General features: G+C 63.2%; 6 protein-coding genes. 1 reads left to right on the top strand and 5 read right to left on the bottom strand.

Going from position 1 to position 6,419, the window contains the following annotated elements:
- Nucleotides 1–624: 624 nt before the first annotated feature.
- Together LB536_RS26695 and cueR are read right to left on the bottom strand one after the other, a co-directional pair.
- Nucleotides 625–1,095, bottom strand: coding sequence for a nucleoside deaminase (locus tag LB536_RS26695; protein ID WP_140760735.1), 471 nt, complete (start codon nucleotides 1,093–1,095; stop codon nucleotides 625–627).
- Between the two features lie 110 nt (nucleotides 1,096–1,205).
- Nucleotides 1,206–1,691 carry a Cu(I)-responsive transcriptional regulator gene (gene cueR / locus LB536_RS26690; protein ID WP_224597840.1) on the bottom strand — a complete coding sequence of 162 codons (486 nt, stop codon included), beginning with the start codon at nucleotides 1,689–1,691 and terminating at the stop codon, nucleotides 1,206–1,208.
- A gap of 225 nt (nucleotides 1,692–1,916) precedes the next feature.
- Between cueR and LB536_RS26685 the strand changes: the two genes are divergently transcribed.
- Entirely contained in the window at nucleotides 1,917–2,534 is a 618-nt protein-coding gene (locus tag LB536_RS26685) for a L,D-transpeptidase (protein ID WP_149905729.1), read from the top strand.
- 160 nt (nucleotides 2,535–2,694) lie between these two features.
- Here LB536_RS26685 and LB536_RS26680 read toward each other — a convergent pair whose 3' ends face one another.
- The 3 genes from LB536_RS26680 to LB536_RS26670 all read right to left on the bottom strand — a co-directional run bounded on the left by LB536_RS26680 (nucleotide 2,695) and on the right by LB536_RS26670 (nucleotide 6,392).
- On the bottom strand, nucleotides 2,695–3,264 hold the full coding sequence (locus LB536_RS26680; protein ID WP_027142904.1) for a NifU family protein: 570 nt from the start codon (nucleotides 3,262–3,264) through the stop codon (nucleotides 2,695–2,697).
- Between the two features lie 142 nt (nucleotides 3,265–3,406).
- Nucleotides 3,407–5,731, bottom strand: a complete 2,325-nt coding sequence (locus tag LB536_RS26675) for a glycogen debranching N-terminal domain-containing protein (protein WP_224597838.1) — start codon at nucleotides 5,729–5,731, stop codon at nucleotides 3,407–3,409.
- A 169-nt stretch (nucleotides 5,732–5,900) separates the two neighbouring features.
- Nucleotides 5,901–6,392 (bottom strand): universal stress protein, encoded by a 492-nt coding sequence (locus tag LB536_RS26670; RefSeq protein WP_140760744.1) that lies wholly within the window; start codon nucleotides 6,390–6,392, stop codon nucleotides 5,901–5,903.
- Nucleotides 6,393–6,419 lie beyond the last annotated feature (27 nt).

The following is a 6,419-nucleotide window of genomic DNA, read 5'->3' as shown; positions in this document are numbered from 1 at the left end:
TCACTCCCACATCTTCGTGGTCAGAGTGAATCACGAACCAGGAGCTGTCGCGAGCCCTTTTTCAACAGCCTGCTAGAGGCCAACGCGGGCTTGGTATGATGCGTACAAAAAGAGCCGGCCTGTCGAGGATCATATTCCGGATAATCGCCTTTTAGGCGGCGATTGTGTATTTGACAGACCCAATGGTGCGATAACACCATTCACGGAATAATTAAAATGGTAAACAGTTAAGGTGCAGCGGTCGATTCTCAGGATGTAGCCGCTCAGAATGAAGCCCGTCCCGGGTCGCTACTGTGGCGGGCTTTTTATTGGGTTTGAACAGGGCAGCGTTGGCGCGCCCCTTCGTACCAAGGCAAGGACGAGACGCCGTGGACCAGCCGCCTCAAAAACGCGCATTGAATCTGCCGGCCAACCCGCTTTAGGCAGAGGAATCGACCGGCTGACCGGAGGCGGCTCGGCGGTTTGGGGGGACATAAATACTGGCAAAACCGCCGAGCCTGACTGGCGGCGGCAGATTTGGGGATTTGGTCGCCGTCAGCTTTGACCATAATAGCGCAGGATTGGCGGGGTGGCGTCATTCGAATGCCGGGCAGCATTTCCGCGGGGCGTGGTCGCGAAGAACCGCTATCGCTGCCAGAAGCCACGGTGCACCGCGACCAGTTCGTCCGCAATTTCGGGGAAGGGGCCGTGAACCTCGATCTTCTTCTGTCCAGAGCCGAGCACGACGCGCGAGGACAGGCTCATCGTCGGGTTTTCGGGATGGTCGCCGGTCAGCGCGAGAAGCTCGGTCTCCTCGAAGCCATAGACCAGCCGCCCGATATTCGCCCAGTAGAGCGTTCCGGTGCACATCGCACAGGGCTCGCCGGTCGAGACCAGCGTGCAGGTCCAGAGAAACGCCGGCGAATAGGCTGCCGCCGCGCGCCGTGCGAGTTCGGTCTCGGCGTGATGAACGGTGTCGATGTTGCCTTGGCGCATGAGGATCGCGTCGTCGGGACCGACCAGCACCGCACCGAACGGATGATGGCCGTGCGCTGCAGTCTCGCGAGCGACCGCATCGGCGGTGCGAAGGTGGGCGAGCATCTGGTCGCGGGTCATGCACTCTCTCCGGTCATTGGGTCACGGGCAAGCGGGACCAGCGGCTGTGCTTGTACCCTACGCTCATATTAGAGCGTGCAATATACTGCACGAACCAATGCTGGCGGCTTTCACGAGCGCGTGGCAAGGCGGCTGGCGCCGCCTTCGCCCAGGACACCTTCCTCGACACGCTGTCGACCGCTCCTGCGGTGCGGTTTGTCGCCGGCCAACGCCGCCCCCGCCATATCATCCAGGATCGGGCAGTCCGGCCGCTCGTCGCCATGGCAGGCATGAACGAGCTTCTGCAGCGTCGAGCGCATCGATTGCAGCTCGCGCACCTTCTCCTCGATGGCTGTGACGTGGGCGGCGGCGATCGCGCGCACGTCGTGGCTGGCGCGGCCGCGATCCCTGTAGAGCGCCATCAGTTGGCGGCAGTCGTCGATGGAAAAGCCGAGGTTGCGCGCGCGGCGCAGGAAGGCCAACCGGTGGATGTCGTCGCCCGAATAGTCGCGGTAGCCATTGGCGGCGCGCGCGGGCGCGATCAGGCCGATTTCCTCGTAGTAGCGGATGGTCTTGGCCGGCAGGCCTGAGCGGTTGGCGGCGTCGCCGACATTCATGGCGGGTCCTCGGTTTTGCGAGGCCTGCGATTCAGGCCCATTGAATTTCCTTCACAATCCGGTGAAGCATGTTGCCGAAATGCCATAGTGATACGCATACCAGCATGTAGGTCCCTGCATATAGGCATCGTGTGCTTGGCAAGCAAAGCAAATGCCAGCATGAATGATGGTGAGAAAGCGGCCGACTCGTGCCGCTCTGGTTTAGGCGGGGCACCGGATCACCACATGCGCATGAAGTCGCTTGCAATAGTCGCCGCACTGGCGTTGTCCACCGCTATTGCCGGTTGCAGCACCATCGGCGGGCAGATCTTCTCCAACGACTATGGCGCGGTGACCGATGCCGGTTACCAGCTGCCGCGCATCCCGATCGAGAAGGTGCCTTCGAAGTACCATCGCCAGGAAGTCAATTACGACACCAAGGAAAAGCCGGGCACCATCATCGTCGATACGCAGAACAAGTTCCTGTACTTCGTCGAGGGCGGCGGCCGGGCAATCCGCTACGGTATCGGCGTCGGCCGCGAGGGTTTTGAATGGCACGGCACCGCCCATATCGCCATCAAGCGCGAATGGCCGACCTGGACCCCGCCCTCGCAGATGATCAAGCGCCAGCCCGAACTCGCCAAGTTCGCCGGCGGCATGGATCCGGGCCTGAAGAACCCGCTCGGCGCGCGCGCCATGTACCTGTTCAACAAGGGCGGTGACATGGGCTACCGCCTGCACGGCAGCCCGGAATGGAACTCGATCGGCAAGGCGATGTCGTCGGGTTGCATCCGGCTGATGAACCAGGATGTCATCGACCTCTACGATCGCGCCGAGGTCGGCGCCAAGGTCATCGTTCTTTAGGCCATGATGCCGGAAAGCCTGTCCGCTTTTTCGGCATATCGTGGTTAGACTGGAAGTCGCCTTTCATACGCGGACCGTCTAGGCAACAACGGACGTCCCAAACAAAAAACCGGGCAATTCGGCCCGGTTTTTTGTTGTCTGTTTTGTGGGAAATTACCGATTAGGAAACCTGTTCGACCTGCTGCACTTCCGGCACGAAATGGCGAAGCAGGTTCTGGATGCCGTGCTTCAACGTCGCCGTCGACGACGGGCAACCGGCGCACGCACCTTTCATGTGCAGGAACACGGTGCCGTTCTCGAAGCCGCGGAAGGTGATGTCGCCGCCGTCCTGCGCCACCGCCGGGCGCACCCGCGTATCGAGCAACTCCTTGATGGTGATGACGAGCTCCTCGTCGGCCTTGTCGTAGAATTCGCCGGTCTGGCTGGTCTCGGCGGCGGGACCGGCCTTGGCCATGACAGGCGCGCCGGACATGAAATGCTCCATGATGGCGCCGAGGATCGCCGGCTTCAGGTGCTGCCAGTCCGGGCCGTCCTTGGACACGGTGATGAAATCGTAGCCGAAGAAAACACCGGTGACGCCGGGGATTTCGAACAGCCGGCCAGCCAGCGGCGAGGCCGTCGCCGCACTGTCGGCATCGCGGAAATCGGCGGTGCCTTCGAGCAGCACTTCCTTGCCGGGCAGGAATTTCAGCGTCGCCGGATTGGGCGTCGACTCGGTCTGGATGAACATGGCCGTCTCCATGCCCGTTTGGGCAACTAGTTTGGAATAGTTCTAAATAGGCTCTATCGGCTGGACATTCAAGCGAAACGCATCGCCGGAACGGCTGGCTGGCGGAATGTTTTTGCCGTGGCCCTTCGAAACCCGACAAGCACTATCCTTCAACCTCGACGCTCAGTTGTCCATTTGTCCGCAGGATGGTTACCTCGGCCCCGTCGGCGGTCCGCCTGAATTCGAGGTCGGCGCTGCCATCACCGACGCGCAGCCCGTGAAGCGCTATGTGCTTTGCAAAGTCGGGCAGGCGAGGCCGCACCACCCGCAGTTTCCCGGCGAATGCGTCGGGCTCCAGCCCGAGGCACGTGGTCACCAGGAACGGTATCGCTCCGGCTGCCCAGGCCTGCGGGTGGCAAGCCACGGGATAATGCACCGGCGCCTGGAAATCCTCGCGTCGAAAGCCCGCCATCGCCTCGGGCAGCCTTTGGTGGCGAAAGTGCGCGGCAGCCTCGGCAATCGCGGTGAAGATCCGCAGCGCCGCTTCATCCTCGCCATGGTTTCGACAGCCGGCCGCCAGCAGCGCATTGTCATGCGGCCAAACGGTTCCGAGATGGTATCCGACCGGATTGTAGCGCCGTTCCGCCGTCGACAGGGTGCGCACGCCCCAGCCGCTGAACATGTCGTCCTGCATCAGGCGCGCCACGGACCGGTGCCCCTTGTCCTCGTCCGCGATACCGGTCCACAGCGCGTGCCCGGGATTTGAGGAGACGACTTCGGCCCGGCGGCCTCCGGCCTCCAGGGCGAGGACGAAGATGCCTTGCTCCTCGCACCAGAAGTCACGGTTGAATCGTTTCCGAAGCATCTCTGCTTCATGGCGAAGCTGGCTTGCCCGATCGGGCTCTCCGGCGCGCTCGTAGAGATCGGCAATCGCCCGCTTCGCGGCAAAGACGTAGCCCTGCACCTCGACCAGCGCTATCGGCGGCTTCGCAAGGCTGCCGTCGGCCCTGACGATGGCGTCGCCTGAATCCTTCCATCCCTGGTTGACCACGCCTTTCTCGGACCGGCTGCGATATTTGAGGTAGCCGTCGCCATGGTTGTCCCCGGCCTTCGCGATCCATCCCAGCGCGCGTTCCACCGGCTCCCGCAATTCGCGGAACAGACCGAGGTCGCCGGTCCACGCCGCATGGCGGCCCAGAAGCAGCAGGAAGAGCGGGGTTGCGTCCACCGTGCCGTAGAATTGGGCGTGCGGAACGTCGCCGGCCCGGGCAAGCTCGCCGACCCTGAGTTCATGGATGATCTTGCCGGGCTGCTCCTCGCGCCACGGATCGTCCCGCCACCCCTGATAGCTGGCCAGCAGCCGCAATGTCTGGGCGGCGATCTCCGGCTGGAAAGCCAGCATCTCCAAGGCCACGATCAGACTGTCGCGGCCGAACAGGGCGACGAACCACGGCACGCCGGCGGCAAAATACTCCTTGTCGCCCAGGCGCGATCTCAGCACCGCGAGATCGCGCAGCGAGCGGTCCATGATGCCGTTGAGCAGCGCGCTGTCGCTGGTGAGCTTCGTATGCTGCTCCAGCCATTGTTGTGAACTGTTCTGGAGGTTTCTTGCGAGGCTGCCGAGCGTAACCGCCGGCCGCTGGTCCAAATGCCCGGCCTCGGCCTCCTCGGCGTTTTCGGTAAGCTCGAGGGTAACCGTGATGGTCCGCGTGTCGCCTGCGGGGACACGGATGCGGAACTCCGCAGCGGTTTTGTGCCTGGTGTCGGGCGCGGGCGAGAAGGTGACCGTCACTGTCCTGCGCAGCCGATCGGCGCCGTGGTACACGAACTCCAGCTTGCCGCCGCGCCAGGCGGGTTGCTCGGATCTGCCGAGGTTGTCCTGCACCAACCCGCGCACGCTGAAGATGTCCTCGAAGCCGGCCCGGAAGTGCAAGGTCAGCGGAAAGCTGCATGCCTGGTGCCCGAAGTTCTGAATGGTCATGACCTCCCGCACGCAGGTCTGCCCCGCATCGAGAACACGCTGCCAGCGGATGCCGAGTTCGTCCTTGGGGATCGATTGCCCCTGCTCGAGCTGCAGCTCAGGATTGGTCAATTCAAAAAGCGCCCGATAGCCCTCTTGTGCGGTCGAGGCCAACACGACGGGAGCCAGACCGGCAAGCGCCATCTCATAGCCGCCGAGGAAGCGGCAGTCGTGAAAATACAGCCCGAACCCGTGCTCGCCTTTCACAGGCATCTGCGCGTCCGAAGCGACGACGTAGTAAAGATCGAGGTTCTTGACCGTGACCGCACCGGCGATGCTGTCCACCATGGCCGGATGCCCCTTGGTCAGCACACGAAGCTTGCGCTCCTGCTGCGCCTGCGGAGTCTGCTGCACCTTGTCCTGAGCTCGTGCCGACTGCTCGCGGTGTCGTGGAGCAGGCCGGGCCTTCCCGCTGCTTTGCGGGTTGGGCCGCCCGCTCTTGCCTGCTTCCCTGTTCAATCTGGCCATCGGCTTTCCTTTGGAATCATGGCTTCCATGCCGATTCCAAATGGCGCAACGGGATAACGCGCCAAGGGCGCGCTTTGTCGCGCACCGATGACTGATGACGCCGATAGGGTCGGATCCATCCACCCGATTGCACGGGAGGGGTCCTTCGCGGAACCCGAGAGCTCACACCCTAGGCGAGGCTCTCGATCTCGTCGTCCGACAGGTTCTGCGGCACCACGGTCACCGGGATCGGAAAGGCAGCGCCCTTGCCGGCCACGGCGCCGACCAGCGGCCCCGGCCCTTCCTTGCCGGCACCGGCCGCCAGCACGAGAATGGCGATATCCTGGTCTTCCTCGATCAGCTTATGGATCTCTTCCGTCGGCTTGCCTTCGCGCACGACCATCTCCGGTTCGATGCCGAGCTTCTGGCGCACCTTGTTGGCGTAGCCATCGAGCGCCGCGCGCGCCGTGGCGTTCGCCTCCTCGCGCATGATCTTCTCGACGCCCAGCCAGTGTTGGAAATCGTCCGGTACGATGACATAGAGCAGCACCAGCGTGCCGCTGGTGCTCTGCGCCCGCTTCGAGGCGTAGGCGACGGCGCGTTCGCATTCCGGCGTGTCATCGATGATCGCCAGGAATTTCCTGCGATGACCGGCTTCGCGGCTGAGGCGTTTGGAGACCATGTCTACCTACTCGGTATCTTTTGCGCC

The sequence above is a fragment of the Mesorhizobium sp. ES1-3 genome (assembly GCF_020164795.1).
Taxonomy (GTDB): Bacteria; Pseudomonadota; Alphaproteobacteria; order Rhizobiales; family Rhizobiaceae; genus Mesorhizobium.
This window is presented reverse-complemented; position numbering and strand designations above follow the sequence as displayed.

Coding starts and splice junctions, on each gene's coding strand:
- LB536_RS26695 (WP_140760735.1), bottom strand. CDS start 1,095: ATGACCCGCGACCAGATGCTCGCCCACCTTCGCACCGCCGATGCGGTC.
- cueR (WP_224597840.1), bottom strand. CDS start 1,691: ATGAATGTCGGCGACGCCGCCAACCGCTCAGGCCTGCCGGCCAAGACC.
- LB536_RS26685 (WP_149905729.1), top strand. CDS start 1,917: ATGCGCATGAAGTCGCTTGCAATAGTCGCCGCACTGGCGTTGTCCACC.
- LB536_RS26680 (WP_027142904.1), bottom strand. CDS start 3,264: ATGTTCATCCAGACCGAGTCGACGCCCAATCCGGCGACGCTGAAATTC.
- LB536_RS26675 (WP_224597838.1), bottom strand. CDS start 5,731: ATGGCCAGATTGAACAGGGAAGCAGGCAAGAGCGGGCGGCCCAACCCG.
- LB536_RS26670 (WP_140760744.1), bottom strand. CDS start 6,392: ATGGTCTCCAAACGCCTCAGCCGCGAAGCCGGTCATCGCAGGAAATTC.